Origin of the sequence: Streptomyces sp. NEAU-YJ-81 (assembly GCF_017592595.1) — a bacterium.
Taxonomy (GTDB): domain Bacteria; phylum Actinomycetota; class Actinomycetes; order Streptomycetales; family Streptomycetaceae; genus Streptomyces; species Streptomyces hygroscopicus_B.
Window position 1 is genome coordinate 1 of the sequence record NZ_JAGFNO010000108.1, and the last position, 2,366, is coordinate 2,366.

Sequence of the window (2,366 nt, forward strand, 5' to 3'; positions counted from 1 at the left end):
TGTCCGCGTACTCGTCTGAGTGCACCACTGCGTACGAAGTTATGTGCACCACTGCTCAGGCCACGTCGGTCTCCCGCTCGATGGCCTGGAGGCGGTTCTTGAGCCGGTAGCTGTTGCCGTTGATCGAGACGACCTCGCAGTGGTGCAGGAGGCGGTCGAGGATCGCAGTGGCCAGGACCTCGTCACCGAAGACCTGGCCCCACTCGCCGAAGGTCTTGTTCGAGGTCAGGATGATCGAGCCCTTCTCGTAACGCTTGGAGATGACCTGGAAGACCAGGTTCGCCTCGGCCCGTTCCAGCGGCTGGTAGCCCACCTCGTCGACCACGAGGACGCTGGGCCGGAGGTAGCCGGTGAGCTTGCTCATCAGCCGGCCCTGGTCCTCGGCCGCCTTGAGGTGGCGGACCATGTCGTCGAGGCTGGTGAAGTAGATCGAGTAGCCGGCCCGGCAGGCCGCGACGGCCAGGGCGACAGCGAGGTGCGTCTTGCCGACCCCTGGCGGCCCGAGCAGAGCGACGTTGGCCTTGTCCTCGACGAAGGAGAGGGTGGCCAGGTCCTTGACCTTGCGCGGGTCGAGGTCGGGCTGGAAGGAGAAGTCGTAGTCCTCCAGCGTCTTGTGGTGCGGCAGCTTCGACAGCCGCAGTCCGTTGCGGAAGCGGCGGTCCTCGCGGACCGCGAGTTCTTCGGCCAGCACCAGGTCGAGCAGGTCGAGGTAGCCCATCTTGGCCTCGTCGGCCCGCTGGATGTACTGGTTCAGGGCCTCGGCCAGATGTGGCAGGCCGAGCTTGCCGGCGGTGGTGCGGATGCGGGTGCTGGTCAGCTCGCTCAACGGGCTTCCTTCGTCGGTGCGCTGGTGGTGAAGGGGCGGGTGCCGGTCAGCTCGTCATAGACCGACAGCGGCCGGCGGCCGACCTCGACGCTTGCGGCGGCGGCCCGGTTCAGCAGAGCCTGCAGCGGCCCGCTCTCCGGCCCGGCCGGCTGGCCACGGCGGGGTGCAGGAAGAGCCTCCCCGGTGGTGACGCGGCGGCCGGCGCCGGTGGGCAGACCGTCCCAGTGCGTCTCATCCACGATGCGGGCTCCGCGGCCAACCGCCCGTGGATGGACAGCCAGCAACGTCTGGCCGCTCGCGTCGGCGACGGTGGAGTGGAGCGTGATCTGGGACTTCGTGGCACGGATTTCGACCAGCTGGCGGGGGCGGACCTTGCGGGCGGGCACTGAGTAGAGGTTCGCGTCGAACGCGACCAGGCAGTCTTTGCCGACATGCCGCAGATGCCGCTGACTGACCACATACGGAGATGCCGGCAGTGGACGCAGAGCCGTGTGATCGCGCACGGCCCGCTGCCCGATGACCTCGCCGTGTGTGCCGTGGACCTTCGCTCGTCGCAGCGGCACCCAGGCCGTGAAGGCGGCGTTCATCTCTTCGACGGAGGAGAAGGCCCGTCCGGCGAGTACGTGGTCGCGGACGATGCCGACCTGGCGTTCGACCCGGCCCTTGCCCTGGGGCCGGTAGGCGGCCAGCACGTCGATGTCGAAGTCGTAGTGCCCGGCGAAGGCGACCGCTTCCGGATGCAGAGGGACAGCCTCGCCCGGGGCGACGTGCCGGCGCACGACCGTCTTGGTGCGGTCATAGACGATGCTCATTGGCACCCCGCCGAAGTGCGCGAACGCCTGCCGGTGGCAGTCGAAGAACGTCGCCAGATCCTGACTGGTGGTGAAGCAGCAGAACGGATCGCGCGAGTACGACAGCGTCATGTGGAACGAGTAGACCTTCGGGACACCGACATGGGCGAGAACCTTTCCCTCGTCGCCCCAGTCGACCTGGGCCTGAGCACCCGGGACGACCTCGAACCGCCGGTGCAGTCCCGCCAACTCACCCGGACCGATGCCCAGTTCCTCCGCGATCCGTGGCCGGGCTTCCTGCAGATAGAGCTTCACCCGCTGGTAGTTGATGCTGACCGCGTAGTCCTGCACCAGACGTTCATGAATCACCGACGCCTTGAGCAGGACCTCGGACCTGAGCATCGCGTCGATCAGCGGCGCCACCTCGTCCACCACCCGCCGATACCGCTGCCCGGCCACTCCTCGCTTCGGCGGCGCGGCTGAAGCCGGATCCTTCAAATACTTGCTGACCGTCCGACGGTTCAGCCCGGTCTCCTTGGCGATCTCCCGCAGGCTCATCGCACCGGACTCATACAGCGGACGAAACCGCCTCAACTCCAGCCACCGATGTGGATCCAACACCACCGTCAGCCGCCCTCCTGCCGCACCGAACCGACAGCAGCAGACTCACGGCCCCCACCCCATCACCGCACCGAAAACGGTGCACATTCCTCCGTACGAGATGGCGCACGTTCACTTGTACGCCGACA

General features: G+C 67.3%; 2 protein-coding genes. Both read right to left on the reverse strand.

Annotated features, from left to right (window positions below):
• Window positions 1–55: 55 nt before the first annotated feature.
• A complete protein-coding gene (gene istB / locus J5X86_RS50095) occupies window positions 56–826 on the reverse strand; it encodes an IS21-like element helper ATPase IstB (RefSeq protein ID WP_208523220.1) in 771 nt (256 codons plus the stop codon).
• Window positions 823–2,241: an IS21 family transposase gene (gene istA / locus J5X86_RS50100; RefSeq protein WP_208523221.1), complete on the reverse strand. Its 1,419-nt coding sequence runs from the start codon at window positions 2,239–2,241 to the stop codon at window positions 823–825. The genes istB and istA overlap by 4 nt, the downstream gene beginning before the upstream one ends.
• Window positions 2,242–2,366: the final 125 nt, after the last annotated feature.